The sequence below is a fragment of the Streptacidiphilus sp. ASG 303 genome, assembly GCF_020991365.1.
Taxonomy (GTDB): Bacteria; Actinomycetota; Actinomycetes; order Streptomycetales; family Streptomycetaceae; genus Peterkaempfera.
The window spans coordinates 15,939-32,553 of record NZ_JAJLRA010000033.1; the positions used below are offsets into that span (position 1 = coordinate 15,939).

Annotated in this window: 13 protein-coding genes; all 13 read left to right on the forward strand. The window is 73.0% G+C overall.

Annotated elements, in window-relative coordinates:
- Positions 1–20 precede the first annotated feature (20 nt).
- The 13 genes from LO771_RS26710 to LO771_RS26770 all read left to right on the forward strand — a co-directional run bounded on the left by LO771_RS26710 (position 21) and on the right by LO771_RS26770 (position 16,550).
- The gene (locus LO771_RS26710; RefSeq protein ID WP_230747264.1) at positions 21–1,274 is read left to right on the forward strand and encodes an amidohydrolase family protein; all 1,254 of its coding nucleotides are present in this window, start codon (positions 21–23) and stop codon (positions 1,272–1,274) included.
- Positions 1,275–1,308: 34 nt separating this feature from the next.
- Positions 1,309–1,872 (forward strand): NUDIX hydrolase, encoded by a 564-nt coding sequence (locus tag LO771_RS26715; protein WP_230747265.1) that lies wholly within the window; start codon positions 1,309–1,311, stop codon positions 1,870–1,872.
- Positions 1,873–3,247: 1,375 nt separating this feature from the next.
- Positions 3,248–4,366: an ATP-grasp domain-containing protein gene (locus LO771_RS26720; RefSeq protein ID WP_374228258.1), complete on the forward strand. Its 1,119-nt coding sequence runs from the start codon at positions 3,248–3,250 to the stop codon at positions 4,364–4,366.
- A gap of 61 nt (positions 4,367–4,427) precedes the next feature.
- Entirely contained in the window at positions 4,428–5,567 is a 1,140-nt protein-coding gene (locus LO771_RS26725) for a saccharopine dehydrogenase C-terminal domain-containing protein (RefSeq protein WP_308189011.1), read from the forward strand.
- A gap of 32 nt (positions 5,568–5,599) precedes the next feature.
- Entirely contained in the window at positions 5,600–6,931 is a 1,332-nt protein-coding gene (locus tag LO771_RS26730) for a lysine N(6)-hydroxylase/L-ornithine N(5)-oxygenase family protein (RefSeq protein WP_230747267.1), read from the forward strand.
- A 115-nt stretch (positions 6,932–7,046) separates the two neighbouring features.
- A complete protein-coding gene (locus tag LO771_RS26735) occupies positions 7,047–9,071 on the forward strand; it encodes a class I tRNA ligase family protein (protein WP_230747269.1) in 2,025 nt (674 codons plus the stop codon).
- 157 nt (positions 9,072–9,228) lie between these two features.
- Positions 9,229–10,497, forward strand: coding sequence for an aspartate aminotransferase family protein (locus LO771_RS26740; protein WP_230747270.1), 1,269 nt, complete (start codon positions 9,229–9,231; stop codon positions 10,495–10,497).
- 74 nt (positions 10,498–10,571) lie between these two features.
- Complete coding sequence (locus LO771_RS26745) at positions 10,572–11,204, forward strand: sigma-70 family RNA polymerase sigma factor (RefSeq protein WP_230747271.1); 633 nt, start codon at positions 10,572–10,574, stop codon at positions 11,202–11,204.
- 42 nt (positions 11,205–11,246) lie between these two features.
- Positions 11,247–12,248, forward strand: a complete 1,002-nt coding sequence (locus tag LO771_RS26750) for an NAD(P)-dependent oxidoreductase (RefSeq protein ID WP_230747273.1) — start codon at positions 11,247–11,249, stop codon at positions 12,246–12,248.
- A 34-nt stretch (positions 12,249–12,282) separates the two neighbouring features.
- Entirely contained in the window at positions 12,283–13,554 is a 1,272-nt protein-coding gene (locus LO771_RS26755) for an adenylosuccinate synthase (protein ID WP_230747275.1), read from the forward strand.
- Between the two features lie 26 nt (positions 13,555–13,580).
- Positions 13,581–14,171, forward strand: coding sequence for a hypothetical protein (locus LO771_RS26760; protein ID WP_230747276.1), 591 nt, complete (start codon positions 13,581–13,583; stop codon positions 14,169–14,171).
- The gene (locus LO771_RS26765; RefSeq protein ID WP_230747277.1) at positions 14,168–15,196 is read left to right on the forward strand and encodes an LLM class flavin-dependent oxidoreductase; all 1,029 of its coding nucleotides are present in this window, start codon (positions 14,168–14,170) and stop codon (positions 15,194–15,196) included. The genes LO771_RS26760 and LO771_RS26765 overlap by 4 nt, the downstream gene beginning before the upstream one ends.
- A gap of 4 nt (positions 15,197–15,200) precedes the next feature.
- Positions 15,201–16,550, forward strand: coding sequence for an NtaA/DmoA family FMN-dependent monooxygenase (locus LO771_RS26770; RefSeq protein WP_230747278.1), 1,350 nt, complete (start codon positions 15,201–15,203; stop codon positions 16,548–16,550).
- The last annotated feature ends 65 nt before the right edge of the window (positions 16,551–16,615 follow it).

Genomic DNA, 16,615 nt, shown 5'->3' on the forward strand with positions numbered 1-16,615 from the left:
GACGAGGGAAGGACGACGACGTGGGCACATTGGCAGTCACGGGGGCCGGATGCGTGGTCTCCGGTGACCCCACCGCTCCGCTGGTGGACGGCGCGGACACCGTCCTGTGCGTGGACGGCCTCATCACGGCGGTCGGTCGGGCCGCCGACCTGGCGGAGGGACTGGACGCTGCCGACCGGGTCCTGGACGCGGCCGGGGCCACCGTGGCGCCCGGCCTGATCGACTCGCACGGGCACGTCGCCTTCGGCGACTACTCGCCCCGGCAGAAGGCCGTGGACTACCTGGAGGGGTACGTCCACGGCGGCATCACCCGGACCATCTCGGCCGGGGAGGTGCACGTCCCCGGCCGCCCGCGGGACCGGGCCGGGGTCAAGGCGCTCGCGGTCGCCGCCCGGGCGTCGTACGACAACTTCCGACCCGGCGGGATGCGGGTGCACGCCGGGAACGTGCTGCTCGAACCCACCCTGGACGAGGCCGACTTCGCAGAGCTCGCGAGCTGCGGGGTGTGGCTGGCGAAGTTCGGTTTCGGCGCCTACGAGAAGGCCGTGGACGGTGTCGAGCAGATCCGCTGGGCCAAGGCGCACGGCCTGAAGGTGATGTGCCATGCCGGGGGCGCCAGCGCTGCCGGCTCCGCCTCGCTCGGCGCCGACGACCTGCTGGCGCTGGACCCGGACGTCTGCGGGCATGCCAACGGCGGCCCCACCGCGCTGCCCGACACCGCCGTGGACCGGCTGCTGGCCGAGAGCCGGATGGCACTGCAGATCGTCCAGGCCGGGAACCTCCGGGCGGCCCTGCGGATCGTCCGGCGTGCCGTGGCGGAGGGCGCGCTGGAGCGGATCGTGCTGGGCTCGGACACCCCATCGGGTTTCGGGGTGATCCCGCTGTCGGTGCTGAAGACGGTGGTGGAGCTGTCCGCACTGGGACCGGTGGAACCCGCCCGGGTCTGGGGGCTCGCGACGGGCAACGTCGCCGACGTCTGGGGTCTGCCCGCCGGACGGCTGCGGGTGGGCGACGAGGCGGACCTCGTGGTTCTGGACGCGCCCCGCGGCTCGGCGGCGGGCACCGCCCTGGACGCCCTGGCCATCGGCGACATCCCCGGCATCTCGGCGGTCGTGACGGCGGGCGAGGTGCGCTTCCTGGCCAGCCGCAACACTCCCCGGGCGAGGCGGCCCGCCGTGCTCACCGAACGGCCCTCCGCAATCACCGGGTACGGTGGATCCGTCCGCCCCGAACGGGACACGGACAGATCCAACGGCCCTTCCGACCAGAGCTGATGACGCGGACTCGACGGAACAAGGAGAGCTGAGGATGACAAGCGGGACGCAGACCCCCGACCTGGCCGAGCTGCTGGGCGGCTACCGGCCCCGGAGCGTCGGCGAGGCGGCGGACCATGAACGGCTGCTGGGCCTGGTCGGCGAGCCCGGCGCATGGGACCGCGGGACCCCGCTCCACTTCACGGCTTCCGCCCTGATCGTCCACCCGGCGACCAAGCGGGTGCTGCTGCGCTGGCACGTCCGCCAGCAGGCCTGGCTGCAGGTCGGCGGGCACGGCGACCCGGGCGAGACGCTGCCGCTGGAGATCGCGCTGCGGGAGGGGCGGGAGGAGACCCACCTCACCGACCTGGCGCCGTGGCCGGACGCCTCCCTGGTGCACCTCACCGTGGTGCCGGTGCCGGCCTCGCCGCGCGAGCCCGCGCACGAGCACGCGGACCTGCGGTTCCTGCTGGCCACGGGCATGCCGGAGGCCGCCCGGCCGGAGAACCCGGAATCTCCGCTGGAGTGGCTCACGGTGGCCGGGGCGCGCGAGCGGACCACCGAGGAGAACTTCCGCGAGACCCTCGACCGGGCAGGCCGGCTGCTCGACGCGCTCTGACGCCCGCGCAGGGCCGGGCAGCGCAGCCCACCAGGGGCCGCGGGCCCGGCCGTGCGACGCGGGTTCGGCTCCCGGGCAGCGCACCGCGGTGCCCGGGTGGCGGAACCCGTGCCTCCCCGCGGGGAACAGCAGGCCGGTGTGCGGCGGTCCGGACCAGTCCGGCAGCCCGGGCAGCCGGCCAGGCGGTGTCGGACTCACCTCGGAGGAGCACCACCGGACCGGCCGGGCCCTCCGCGAACCGCACCGGCAGGTGCCCGTCGGAGGCGGCGCGGCGCCGCGGCCACGAGTCGATCAGGCCTCCGTGCAGCGAGATGCGCGGTCATGGGTGCCACCGGTGCGCCGAGGGGCGGGGTCGGGCACCGGGGAGCGGAGGGCGGCCGCTACGGCTCCGACCCGGCGAGCACCGGCGGGAACGCCGTCCGGCAGCTGTACCGGCTCGCCGAGCGCGCCACCCGGGCAGGCGTCGGCGGCCATCGGCCCACTGCCGTCCCAGGGCATGCCGGGGTGGCCCCTCCCCACCGGCAGGCTCGGCCGCCGTCCGGGGGGGGATCCAGGGGCCCGTCAGGAAGGCGTGGGGGCTCGCGGGTCCGCGAACGGCCTTCGGACCCTCGGTCGCGCCGCCCGCCAGAGGGGCCGCCGGGCGGTGTTCCGCCCCGGTGCCGGGCTCGTCCAGGACGGTCCGACGCAGCGACCTCACGTCCGTCCCGCGCACCACGGAGCCGGAGGAGCGCGACCGGAACGGGAAACACCCGCGACCGCCCCGGTCGGGCCGGCCATCCTGCCAGGGGCGGACCGGTCACGCCCGGGGCCGGGACGCCATTTCACCGGCGGCGGGTATTTCGGCCGAGCGGCGCACGGAGGCGGGCCGACCGGGGCGGGCACCGGAGTCCGGACACCGAGACCGGAGGGAGCGTTCGCCCGCGATCGAAGGGGGCGAAGAATCATCTGCGCAGGTGACCTTCGAGGGCGAACCAGAGGCCTTCCACGGGACCGGTCCCCAGAAGTGACCGGTGTTCGCCGGGGTGTCGGCGCCGACCCGAAGAGACTGGTTGACATGTCTCTGTCGGTGGATCATGCTGGTGGTGAGCCTGAGGGCGGCGGGGTCGATGGTGTCCATCTCACCGAAGAGACAGGATTTTGACCAAACGTCGGCCCGGAATAGGCAGCCGAAGACCTCATCGGGTCTCCGTTGGATCGGCTCACCTTTCCCATCCGTCAAGAGAATGTGGAGGGTCCCGTGGCGAAGCGCCATGTCCTTTTCGTGAACCTTCGGAGAATTCAAAGGGAAGGCCTCGAATCCCTTCTCGCGGCCCGTCGCCTCGGATATGGTGCAGTACTCCTCGGGCGTTCCGTCCCGGAATTCGCGAAGCCGCTCGTGGATGAGTTCCACCAGGTCGACACCTACGACCGGGAGGCCTCCCTGGCGGCCGCCAGGGAGCTCGCGAAGAGCTACGACCTGGTCGGCGTCGTCAACTTCACCGAGGTGGACGTCCAGCTGGTCTCGGCGATCGCGGCCGACCTCGGCCTGCGCGGGATGTCCGAGACGGCCGCGCTCCGGGCCCGCAACAAGTACGCGATGAAGGAGGCGCTGCGCCACCTCGGCGGCGTACTCCCCCGCTTCGCCCGGGTCACCGGCCTGGACGAGCTGCGCACTGCGCTGGACGAGGTCGGGCTGCCGGCCGTCGTCAAGCCTACCGGCGCCTCCGGTTCCAAGGGCATCTTCGAGCTGCGCGAGCAGGCCGACCTGGAGCCGGCCATGGCGCGGCTGGCCGGCATCGCCCGGCCGGACTTCGACCCGGTGTTCCGCCAGTTCGGCGCGGAGTTCATCGTCGAGGAGTTCCTGGAGGGCGACGAGCTGAGCGTCGAGGGCTTCGTCTCGGACGGCGAAGTGCACGTCGTCACCATCACCGACAAGGTGACCAGCGTCCCGTACCACCTGGAGCTGTCCCACAAGGTCCCCAGTGCGCTGCCCGCCGACGCCTGGGCGGAGATCACCGCGACCACCAAGGACATCGTGGCAGGCCTGGGCTTCGACCACTGCGCCTTCCACCTGGAGGCCAAGTGGGGCGAGCGAGGCCTGCGGTTCATCGAGATCGCCGCCCGCCCGGCCGGCGACTACATCGGCTCACACCTGGTGCCGCTGGCCACCGGCGTCGACTACTTCGAGAACGTCATCCGGGTCGCCACCGGGGACCCGCTGCGCCTGGAGCACGATCGACGGATGAACGCGGGCCTGCGGTTCGTGCTCGCCGGGCAGGCCGGCCGCTTCGAGGAGGTCGGCGGCCTCCAGGGGCTCTGCGAGCAGGCGGGCGTCGACCACGTCTTCTACGAGGTCCCGGCAGGCGCCGAAGTCGCCCTGCCACCGCAGAACTTCGGCCAGCAGCGGGTGGCCGCAGTGATCGCCCGGCACGTCGACCGGGCCGGACTCGAGGATCTGCTGGACCGGGTGCCCGCCGAGGCGGTGGCCCGGATGACCGCGGTCGACGGCGAGTAGTCGCCGTGGCGGCCTCAGTGTGCGCCCTGGTGCGGGGGCGGCGCTCGTGAGGGCGGCGCTGGTGGGGTGCGGGCAGATGGGCCGGGCCGCCGCGTACGCCCTGGCGACCGGCCCGGACACCACCGAGCTGACGCTGGTCGACCGGGACCGCGAGCAGGCCGAGGAACTTGCCCGCTGGCTGGCCGGGTTCGGCGACCGACCGGTCCGGATCGAGGCCGATCCGGCCGACGCGCTCGTCGGACGGGACGCCGTCGCCACGGCACTTCCGTGGGCGGCGACCCGGGCGGTGATCCGCACTGTGGTGCGCACCGATCCGAGGGTGCCGGTGGCGAGCATCACCCGGCCGCCGACCGAGGAGCTCCCCGGTCTCGACGCCTGGTTCAGGGCAGCCGGCGCCACCGTGCTGCTGCCGCTCGGGCTGGAACCGGGCCTCACCGAACTGCTCGCGGTGCACGTGGCCGAGCGTCTGGACCGGGTCGAGGCGCTCGAGATCCGCTGCGGCGGCGTGCCCCGGCAGCCGCGGGAACCGCTCGGCTACACCGCCTTCTTCGGCGGTGAGAACGACCACCATCTGCCGATCGCCCAGCGTGAGGCACTGGCTCTCAGCCGTGGCCGGAAGGTGCGACACGCCCGGTTCTCCGGGATCGAGACGCGGGACGTCGACGGGGTGGGCCGTCTGGAGGCCTACCACGACGGCATGGCCCCCTGGCTCGGCGAGCACCCTCTGCTGCACGGGGCCGACTGCACCCAGAAGACCCTGCGTTGGCCCGGCTTCGCCCAGGCCGTCTCCGGCCTGGCCCGGCTCGGGCTGCTGGCCGAGGAAGCCGTGGACGTCGACGGCGTCGAGGTTCCGCCCAAGCGGGTGGTCGAACGAGTGCTCGCACCCCAGGTGCGCGCCCGCCCCGGCGACCGGGACCTGGTGGTCCTGGAGGTGACCGCGCACGGCCGCCTGGGCGGTGCGCAGGCCAGCCTGCGCAGCACCGTCCTGGACACCGCGGACGAGGCGACCGGCCTCTCCGCGATGGCCCGCACCACCGGGTTCGCACTGGCCGGGGCGACCGGACTGCTCGCCGGGCGGTCGGTCACCGGACCCGGCTGGCACAAGCCGCACCGCACCCTGTCCGCCGAGCAGTTCGACGGACTGATGCGGTCGCTCACCGACCGGGGAGTGACCTGGCTACCGGCACACGAAATCGGCTGACGCAGCACCCCAGTGACTACGGGAGAGACAGCATGAGTGAGATGCCGGAGACTTTCGATCTGGTGGGTGTCGGCATAGGTCCTTCGAACCTGAGCCTCGCGGCGCTGACGTCGGGGGAACCGGGCCTGTCGAGCGTCTTCGTCGACCACAAGGAGCGGTTCGAGTGGCACCCCGGCCTGATGCTGCCGGACGCCGAGATGCAGGTCCACTTCCTGAAGGACCTGGTCACTCCGGTCGACCCGACCAACCCGTTCTCCTTCCTGGCCTTCCAGGTGGACACCAAGCGGCTGTACCGGCTGCTGGTGACCGGCCGGTCCAAGGTGCCGCGCCGGGAGTTCGAGCAGTACTGCCAGTGGGTGGCGGCCGGCCTGGACAACCTGCGCTTCGGTGTGCGGGCCGAGAACGTCGAGTGGAGCGGTGACGCCTTCGTCGTCCACACCGGCAACGGGCTGTTCCAGGCGCGCAACCTGGTGGTGGGCACCGGACTGGCGCCGCGGCTGCCGCACACCCTGCGCGGCCGGGATCCGGAGCGGGTCTTCCACACCGACCAGCTGCTCCGGCGGCCGCGCGACTTCGCCGGCAAGCGGGTCGCCGTGGTCGGAGGCGGGCAGAGCGGTGCCGAGGTGGTCAACTACCTGCTGACCGGCGAGGACCGCCGCCCCGAGCAGATCCTCTGGGGCACGCGGCGGACCAACCTGCTCCCGCTGGACGACAGCCCGTTCGTCGACGAGCTCTACCTGCCGGACTACAGCCATCACTTCTACGGCCTGCCGGAGCAGGAACGCGAGGAGACCGTCCAGCGCCTGCGCCTCACCAGCGACGGCATCTCCATCCCGCTGCTGGAGAGCCTCTACCGCCGGATCTACGACGCGGACCTCCTGGAGGGGCGCGGCCGGAGCTGCCGCATCCTGCTCGACCACACCCTGGAGGACCTGGAGGAGACCGACGAGGGACTGGTCGTCCACTGGTGCCCGACCCGCGGCGGCAAACCGGTGCGGGAGGCGGTGGACATCGTCATCTGCGCCACCGGCTACGAGCACGCCATGCCGGACCTGCTGCTCGGCCTCAAGGACCGGCTCGAGATCAGCGACGGCCTGCCGGTGGTGGGGCCGGACTTCAGCCTCCGGTGGGACGGTCCGGCGGAGAACCGCATCTTCGTCCAGAACGCCGCACGGCGGGAGTACGGAGTCGCGGACCCCAACCTCAGCCTGCTCGCCTGGCGCAGCGCGATGATCACCAACAGTCTGCTGGGCCATCGGCGCTACGACACCGGATCGGTGAGCACGGCCCTGGACTGGGCCCCCTCCGGTCCGCAGGAGGAGGACGACGCACCCGTCGGACTCGCCCTGCGCATCGGGCGCTGAGCCACCGGGCTCCGGGACACCGGCCGCCGCACAAGCACCGAAGACACCGAGCGAGCACCAACGACTCCGAGAGAGGAGCCGGGGGCGAGTCCACCCCCACGACACGATGGACATCGTGACCGTTCCACGCACCGTCGACGAGCTGAACCTGCCGGACTTCGTCCGCAGCGTCCAGCCGGCCTGGGCCCGGGACCCCGAACTCCCTGTCAACGTTCGCAGGGTGACCCTGCGACCCGGGGAGACCACGGCCCCGCACAACCACCACGACATCGAGGTCTGGGTGATCCTCGACGGCAACGGCGAGGTCACCTCGGACGGCGAGACCGTGCCGGTGGCTGCGGGCGACGCGCTGCGCATCCCGCCGCTGAGCGTGCACACCCTGCACAACCCGTCCGAGGACCGGCCGCTGTCCTTCCTGACTCTCTGGTGGGATGATCCGGCCGCACTGGACGCCGAGCACGACCGGCGCGCCGCCCGCACCGTGGGTACCGGGCGCCCCGTCCTGCTGCTGCCCTCCTTCCCGACGCCCAACGGCGAGCTCCACCTGGGTCACCTGGCCGGGCCGTTCCTCAACGCCGACCTGCTGCGCCGCGGCCTGGCCGGCCGGGGCACCCCGGTCCGGCTCCTGCTGGGCACCGTCGGGCACCAGAGCCAGGTCGCGGCCGCCGCCCGGGAACAGGGGCTGACGTTCTACCAGCTGGCGGAGCGCAACACCGACGCGATCCAGGAGGCGCTGGCCGCCGCCGGGATCGAATGGGACGTCTTCGTCCGGCCGTCCTCCCCGCGCTACCCGCAGGTGGCCCTGGAGGTGTTCGAGCGGCTGCGCGCCGACGGGACGGTGACGGCGAGGACCGTCCAGGCCAACTACTGCGCACCGTGCGGGACCTACCTGTTCGAGGCGTTCGTCGCGGGGTCCTGTCCGCACTGCGGCTCGCGGGACACCGCAGGCATCGAGTGCGAGGCCTGCGCGCTGCCCTTCGCCGACGACGAGCTGGTGGACCCGAGCTGCCGCGCCTGCGGGACGCCGGCCGAGCAGCGCGGCCTCACCCGCTACTACATGCCGTTGGAGCCGCTGCGGGCCCGGCTGGCCGACTACCTGCGGTCGGTCTCGATGAGCGCCCGGCTGCGATCCTACGTGGACCGGGTGCTGGCCGGGCCGCTGCCCGACCTGCCGGTGAGCACCGTCGCCACGGACGGCGTCCCGCTGCCCCCCGACCCGTCCGGCGGCACCGACGGCCAACGGATGTACTCGGCCTTCGAACTGGCCGCGCGCTTCGTCACCGCGGTGGACGACCTGGCGGTCCAGCAGGGCCTGTCCGGCTGGGAGGAGTACGCCGAGACCGAGGCGCCGCGCACGGTGCTGTTCTTCGGCTTCGACAACGCCTTCCTGCGCGCGGTGGTCTTCCCCGCCGTCCTGGGGGCCTTCACCGACAAGCTGGCGCTCGCCGACACCATGGTGTGCAACGAGTTCTACCTGCTCGACGGGCAGAAGTTCTCGACCGGGCGCAAGCACGCGATCTGGGGCCGGGACGCCTTCCGCCCGGAGACCAGCGACCAGCTTCGGCTCCACCTGGCCGCCACCAGTCCGGACATCCGGCGCCGGGACTTCGCCGTCGCGGGCTACCGGGAGTTCGTCCGCTCCGAGCTGCTCGGCGAGTGGGAGAGCTGGCTGGTCTCGGTCGACGGCCGACTGCGCAAGCACTTCGACGGCGTGGCGCCGGAGGCGGGCAGCTGGAACGTCGAGGCCGAGCAGTTCTACGGCCGGATCCGCGCCTTCGCCACCCGACTGGCGAACGCCCTGCAGCCGGAGGGCTTCTCCGCCCGAACCGCCGCCGGCGCACTGCGCGAGTTCGTGGCCGAGGCCCGCCGGTTCACCGAGATCTGCGAGGACGTCCTGCTGGTGCAGCCGGTCTCGGCCACCGCGAGGACCTGCATGGCCCTGGAACTGGCAGCCGTCCGAGCCGTGGCAGTGGCGGCCGAGCCGCTGATGCCGGGGCTGGCCGCCCGCCTCGCGCAGCAGCTGGGCGAGAGCGGTCCGGCGGCCGGCGACGCTCCCGTGCGGTGGGTCACGCCCGGCACCGCCGTCGCCCTGACCGGCCCGTACTTCTCCGCGGACGCGCTGACCGGCCCCGCGCACTGACCCGGCCCGTACCGGCCGCCTGCGCCCGACCCCACGTACCCGGCCCCCGGCGCCGACCCGGTGCCGAGGCCGGCGATCCGCTGCACCCTGCACCGAGACCGCTCCTGTTCCACCCTGCCCGAGATGCCCTGCCCTGCCCGATTCCGAAGGGTTACCCGTGAACACCGAGAAGTCCGCCGCCCTGTACGCCCGCGCCGTCGAGGTCATGCCCGGCGGCAACAGCCGCACCGCCGTCTACAGCTCCCCCTACCCCGTCTACGTCCGTTCCGGCAGCGGCGCCCGGGTCACCGACGTCGACGGTGTCGAGCGGATCGACTTCCTGAACAACAGCACCACGCTGATCCACGGCCACGCCCACCCGGAGATGGTCGAGGCCATCGCAACGGCGGTCGGCCACGGGACCAGCTTCGGCATGCCCACCCCGGTCGAGGTCGAGTACGCCGAGGCGCTGTCGGCCCGCAACGAGACCTTCGAGCACGTCCGCTTCACCAGCTCCGGCACCGAGGCCGTGATGATGGCCGTCCAGGCCGCCCGTGCCTTCACCGGCCGTCCGAAGATCGCAAAGATCGCCGGCGCCTATCACGGCGCCTACGACGCCGTCGCGGTCAACAACGACGGCTCGGGCAACCTGATCAGCCACGCCGTCACCGGCAACCCTCAGGGCGTCGTGGGCAACACCGTGGTCATCCCGTTCAACGACCCGGAGGGCTCGCTGGAAGTGCTGCGCAAGCACGCCGACGAGCTGGCCTGCGTGCTGATCGACCCGGTGCCGTGGCGGATCGGCCTGCTGCCCGCCGAGAAGGAGTGGCTGGATGCGCTGCGGGAGTTCTGCGACACCAGCGGCGCCCTGCTGGTCTCCGACGAGGTCGGCTCCTACCGGGTGGGCTACCACGGCGCGATGCAGCTGCTCGGCGGCGAGGCCGACATCACCGTGATGGGCAAGGTCATCGCCGCCGGCATGCCGATCGGCGCCGTGGCCGGCCGCCGCCGCTTCATGAGCGTCTTCGACCCGAGCAAGGGCAAGCCGGCCCTGCCGCACTCGGGCTCGTACAACGCCAACCCGGTCAGCATGAGCTCCGGCATCGCGTCGCTGCGCCTGCTCACCCCGGAGGCGCACGAGCGGATCGGCCAGCTCGGCGAGCAGGCCCGGGCCGCGATGCGCACCGTCCTCACCGAGGCGGGCCTGGACTGGGAGGTGAACGGCCTCGGCTCGCTGTTCCGGGTGGTCGCCAACAGCACCCCCGCCGGATACGACAGCGCGGCGACCGCGATGAAGGCCCTGTACTGGAAGCTGCTGGAGAACGGCATCCACCTCGGCGACAGCGGCCTGGGCTGCATCTCCACCCCGATGGGCGAGGAGGAGATCTCCGAGTACTCCGCGGCCTTCGCCAAGAGCATCGACCAGGTCCTGGCCGAGGGCCACTGACACGGGCCCGCGTCCGGTGCGGGCCGCGGCCACGTCCGCGGCCCGCACCGGAACAGCCCTGGGAGGTCGCACCGTTGTCCCGCCCCGTCCAAGAGCGAGAACAAGCACCCGACCAGCAGCGCGACGAACGGTTCGAGAGCCAGCGCCCCCGACTGATGGCGCTCGCCTACCGGCGACTCGGCTCCGTCGCCGAAGCCGAGGACATCGTCTCCGAGGCGTGGCTGCGCTGGTCCGCGGCGCGGAACGTGGAGAACCACGCCGCGTTCCTCGCCACCGTGGTCAGCCGGCTGTGTGCGGACCACCTGAAGTCCGCGCACACCCGGAAGGTCTGCTACGTCGGCACCCTGGTGCCCGAGGACGCCCTGCAGAGCAGTGACGAGCCGCACGAACTGGTCGGCGACGAGGAGGCGTTGCGCGGCAGGATGACCTGGCTGCTGGAACGCCTCGGCCCGGCCGAACGCGCCGTGCTGCTGCTGCGCCGCGCCTTCGACTACAGCCACCGGGAGATCGCCGCTGCGCTCGGTATCAGCGAGGCCTACAGCCGCAAGCTGTACGGCCGTGCCTGCGGCCGCCTCGCCGCCGGACGCTCCCGCTACACCCCCGCACCCACCGAGCGCACCGAGCTGACCCGGCGGTTCCTGGCCGCCAGCCGCGGGGGCGAGCTCAAGCCGCTGGAGCGTCTGCTCGCCACCGCCATGGCCGCGTGACGCGGCACCATCCCCTTCCCCCCTTCCTGAGGAGACCCCGCCATGCGACCCACCGTGGTCCTGATCGGTTCGATGTACGCCCCCGAAGCCGAGGAACTGCTGGAACAGCACGCCGTCGTCCGCCGGGTGGACGACCAGGACCGGTCGGCGGTCCTCGCCGCCGTCGCCGAGGCGCACGGCGTGGTGGCCCGCTATCCCGCCCGGATCGACGCCGAGCTGATCGCCGCAGCCCCGAACCTGGTCGCCGTCCTCTCCAGCGGCCGCGGTGTGGACAACATCGACCTGGACGCGGCGACCGCGGCCGGCGTCGTCGTCGCCAACAACCCCGGCCTCGGCGGCAAGCCGGTCTCCGAGCACGCCCTCGGCCTGCTGCTGATGGTCACCCGCGGTCTCACCGCGATCAGCCGGAACGGCATCGAGAAAGCCTGGGACGCGCGCCTGACCACCCACCGGGTCGAGCTGACCGGCAAGGTGCTCGGCATCATCGGCCTCGGCAACGTCGGCGGCTGGATGGCCCGCCGTGCCCACGGCGGCTTCCTGATGCGCGTGCTCGCCTACGACCCCTACGTCTCCGCCGAGAAGATGGCCGAGGTCGGCGCCGAGAAGGTCGAGACGCTGGAGGAGCTGCTCTCCCGGGCCGACTTCGTCACCTGCCACCCGGAGCTCAACGACGAGACCGAGTACATGTTCGACGACAAGGCCTTCGCGCAGATGAAGCCCGGCGCGTACTTCATGAACACCTCGCGCGGCCGGGTCGTGGACACCGCGGCACTGGCCCGGGCGCTGCGCAGCGGACACCTCGGCGGCGCGGCCCTGGACGTCTACGAGGACGAGCCGCTGGCCGCCGACAGCCCCTTGCTGGACATCGAGAACCTCGTGCTCAGCGCGCACATCGCCGACTTCACCGTGGAGACCAAGCGGGCCCTGGCCCTCTCCGCCGCCACCCAGCTGCTGAGCGCGCTGGAGGGCAAGCAGCCGCCGGCCGTCCTCAACCCGGACGCCTGGGGCCGGGCCGCCGAGCGGCGCCGCGCCCTGCTGGCCTGACCGGACACCGACCCCGAGCTGAGGGAGTTTCGTCGTGCTGAAGGCAATCGTGGGCCTCAACTGGGGTGACGAGGGCAAGGGAAGGATGGTCGACAACCTCTCCGCAGAGGCCGACTACACGGTTCGCTACCACGGCGGCAGCAACGCCGGTCACACGATCCACACGGATCGGGGGAAGTTCAAACTGCACAGCCTGCCGAGCAGCGTTCTGCGCCCCACCGTGACCGGCGTGCTGGGGCCCGGCATGACCGTCGACGTCGAAGGCTTCCTCGGGGAGTTCGAGGCGATCCGGGAGCAGGGCGTGACGGCCGACCGGATGCTGGTGGCGGACGCGGCCTCGATCTGCTTCCCGTTCCACCGCGACCTCGACGGCGCCGAGGAGGAGCGGCTCTCGGACGGCCGGTACGGCTCGACCCGCCGCGGCATCTCGCCGGCCTACGGCGACCGGGTGATGAAGAAGACCCTGCTGGTGCGGGAACTCTTCGACCGGGAGAACCTGCCCGCGCGCCTGGCCGCCGTGCTGGACTGGGCGAACGAACGGCTCGTGCAGATCTACCGGGCGGCTCCGCTGCGCCTGGAGGAGGTCACCCGCTGGGCCGAGGGCATGGCCGAGCGGCTGGAGCCGCACGTCGTCGACGCCACCGACCTGCTCGGCAAGGCCCTGGACGACGGCGCCACGGTGATCGCCGAGGGCCAGCTCGGCGCCCTGAAGGACCTGTACTACGGCATCTACCCGTACACCACCTCGTCCACCTGTCTGGCCGGCCACGCACCGGTGGGCATCGGCGTACCGTGGGCGCGGGTGGACCGCACCGTCGGGGTGACGAAGGCCTTCTCCTCGTGCGTCGGCGCCGGGCCGCTCGTCACGGAGTTCGACGAGGAGCGCGCCGACCGGCTGCGTCGCCAGTGGGGCGAGTACGGCTCCACGACCAACCGGCCGCGCCGGCTCGGCGCCTTCGACGCGGTGGCGACCCGCTACGGCGTACGCGTCCAGGGTGCCGACGAGGTCGCCGTCACCAACCTGGACCAGCTGAGCGGCACCGGCGAGCTGGACCTGTGCGTGGCCTACCGGCGGGACGGCCGCACGGTACGGGAGTTCAGCCCCCGGCCGGCCGAACTCGCGGCCAGCACCCCGATGTACGAGACCCTGCCCGGCTGGGACGAGGACATCTCCGACGTCCGCAGCTACGAGCAGCTCCCGTCCGGCGCCCGGCAGTACGTCGAGGCGATCGAGGAGCTGCTCGGGGTGCCGGTGCGCCACGTGTCGGTCGGCTCCCACCGCGACGCGCTGATCGAGATCAAGTAGACGACCACCCAAGGAGGATCGCTGACATGCTGGCCGTACTCGCGGTGAGCGACAAGCGGAACATCGATCAGCTGGCCGCCGGACTGCTCCGCCTCGGCTGGAGGGTGGCGGCCACGGAGGGGACGTGCCGACTGCTGCGCGACGTGGGACACCATGTCGAGGGCATCGCCGACCTGGCCGGCGTCCCGACCCTGCTGGGCGGCCGGGTCAAGACCCTGACCGTCTCCGTGATGGGCGGCATCCTGGCCCGGGAGACCGAGTCCGACCTGCGCGAGATGGCGGAGCACGGAATCCCCCGGATCGACCTGGTCTGCAACAACTACTACCTGCTGCCCGAGCCGCAGCCGGGCCTGGAGCCGGCGGGCTTCCGGGAGAAGGTGGACGTCGGCGGGCCCGCCATGCTGCGCGGCGCGGCGAAGAACTTCGAGCACGTCATCCCGCTCAGCGACCCGGACGACTACGACGAGGTGCTGAAACTGCTGGAGCAGGGCGGCGGCCATCCGTCCGCCGTCCCGGTGGAGCACCGGCTGGCGCTGGCCGGCAAGGCGTTCCGGATCAGCAGCGCGTACGACGCCTCGGTGGCGGAGCTGTTCGGGGCGGGCGGGGGCCGGCCGTGACCGGGCCGGTGCTGGTCTACCAGCTGCCCGAGGAACTGCTCGCCGGGCCGGCCGCCGGGATCGTCGCGGCGGCCGGGCAGGCCGAGGATGCCGGGGTGCACGCCCTGCTCCTCGGCGACCGCCCGGCGGCCCGGCCCGGCAGGGCCGCCCCGCCCGCCGCGGTCGTCACCGCCTCGATGCTCGCGGTGCGCACCCGGCGGATCGGCCTGGTGGTGGACGCCGCGCCGGCCTACTGCGAGCCGTACAACCTGGCCCGGATGCTCGCCTCGCTGGACCACATCAGCGGCGGCCGGGCCGGCTGGCGGATGGCGGCCGGCCCCGACCCGGAGGCGGACGCCAACCACCACCGGGAGGACTACGACCCTGCCGGGGCACGGGAGGCCCGGACCGTGGAGTTCCCGCCGCTGCTGCGCGACCTCTGGGACACCTGGGAGGACGGCGCCTTCGTGCACGAGAAGGACACCGGGCGGTTCATCGACCCGGATCGCGTCCACGTGCTCGACCACGTCGGCCCGACGCTGCAGGTGCGCGGACCGCTCAACCTGGCCCGCCCGCCGCAGGGTCACCCGGTGATGCTGGCTCCAGCCGGCGAGCCGCTGCTCGCCGCCGAGGCGGACGTACTGGTCACGGGTGCGCCCGAGCGGGCGGTGGCCGCGGACCGGCCGCTGCTCGGCACCGTCACGCCCTTCGTCGCCGAGACGGCGGAGCGGGCCCGCGAGCTGCATGCGGCTGCCGGCGCCCCGCCGTCGGACGAGGGCAACGCGGTACTGACGGGCGACCCGGTGCAGGTGGCCGGACAACTCGCCGCCTGGGCCGACCGCACGCCGCTCGACGGCTTCGTGCTGCGGCTCCCGCTGCCGGGGAGCGCCGAGGCCTTCACCGACCTGGTGCTGCCCGAACTGCGGGCAGCGGGACACTGTTCGGGTGCGCCGGGGGCCGGCACCCTGCGCGAGCAGCTGGGGCTGGCGCGGCCCGCCAACCGGATCGCCGCCCGGCTCGCCACGGCCGGCGCGAAGAGGAGCTGACGACGTGTCCGAGCGAGACCTGCACCTCGGCCTGATGTTCTGGGCGACCGGCACCCACGCCGCCGGGTGGCGTCACCCCGACGCGGCCGCCGACGCCGCCTACGACATCGGCCTCATCCAGGAGGTGAGCCGGGAAGCCGAGCGGGCCAAGTTCGACTTCGTCTTCCTGGGCGACCGGCTGGCCAGCGACCCGGCCCTGCAGCACAGCAACCCGGCGCAGATCTCCCGGCTGGAGCCGTACAGCACGGCCATGGCGATCGCCGCCGCCACCAGCCACATCGGCGTGGTGGTCACCGCGAACCCGACCTACTCCGACCCGTACTCCATCGCCCGGCTGCTGGCCTCGCTGGACCACCTCAGCGACGGGCGCGCGGCCTGGAACCTGGTGACCGGCGCGGACCCCGCGGCGGCCCACAACTTCGGCCGCGACGCCCACTGGAACACCTCCCGGCGCTACGACTGGGCGGAGGAGACCCTCCGGGTGGTCGGCGCGCTGTGGGACTCCGCCCCGGAGCCGGACGGCAGCGGGGCTCGCCGGATCGAACACCGCGGCGAGTTCTTCTCGGTGGACGGCCCGCTGGACGTCGCGCGCCCGCCGCAGGGCCATGTGGTCGTGTTCAACGCCGGCACCTCCGACCGTGCCCGCGAACTCGGCGCCCGCAGCGCGGACGTCGTGTTCGCCGGCCCGCAGCCGACGCTGGCAGCGCGTCGGGAGTACTACGCCGACATCAAGGCCCGGGCCGCCAGGTACGGCCGTGCGGACCACGTCGCGGTCCTCCCCGGCCTGACCCCGATCGTCGCACCCACCACCGCGGAGGCGGTCGCCCTGCACGACCGGCTCAACGCGCTGCTGGTGCTCGACCCGGAGCAGGAGATCGGCGACATCGTGCGGGCGGGCGGCATCGGCGAGGGCCACCGGCGCAACCTCACCTCCGCCTCCGAGGTGTTCGGGGTGGACGTGCGCGGCAACGACCTCGCCGCGGCCGTACCGGCCGACACCCTGGCGGCCGTCTCCGAGGAGGGCGCCCGGCGGCTCGCCGAGATCACCCGGCTGACCAGGCGCACCGTCGACGGGCCGGACCGGATCACCTACGGGGACCTCGTCCACGCCACGCCCGCCCAGCTCTCGCACACCGTGGTGGGCAACCCGGAGGAGGTGGCCGACATGATCCAGGAGTGGTTCGAGGAGGGCGTCGCCGACGGCTTCAACATCTACCCGGCGTACGTCCCGGGGGCCGTCACGGCGTTCACCGAGCTGGTGGTGCCGCTGCTCCAGCAACGCGGGCTGTTCCGCAAGGAGTACGGCGGGCGGACCCTACGCGACCACCTCGGGATGGCCGTCCCGAAGCGCTGAGCGCCTGTCCCGCAACGACGGCGGGCCTCCGGAACCCTTCCGGTTCCGGAGGCCCGCCGTCGTCG